The 262-nt window shown below is 72.9% G+C and carries 1 protein-coding gene; it reads left to right on the forward strand.

Features of this window, described 5'->3' with window-relative positions; translation table 11 throughout:
* Window positions 1-262 (forward strand): YcjX family protein (locus tag RYX56_RS26640; RefSeq protein ID WP_317124239.1); only part of this gene is annotated, 262 nt, incomplete at both ends.

The following is a 262-nucleotide window of genomic DNA, read 5'->3' on the forward strand; positions in this document are numbered from 1 at the left end:
GCATCGAGCGCGTGCTCTTCGCCGCGACCAAGGCCGACCATATCCACCATTCGAGCCATGACCGGCTGGCGGCGGTGATGTCGCATCTGGTCGGGCGGGCGCTGTCGCGGGCACAGGGGGCGGGCGCGCGGGTGGAGGCGATGGCGCTGGCGGCCGTGCGGGCGACGCATGAGGTCCGGATCAGGGAAGGCCGCGACGAACTGCCGGCCATCGCCGGGGTGCCGGAGGCGGGAGAGACGATCGACGGGCAGGTCTTCGACGG

It is taken from the genome of Alkalihalophilus lindianensis (assembly GCF_032843265.1).
GTDB classification, from domain to species: domain Bacteria; phylum Bacillota; class Bacilli; order Bacillales; family Bacillaceae_D; genus Alkalihalophilus; species Alkalihalophilus lindianensis.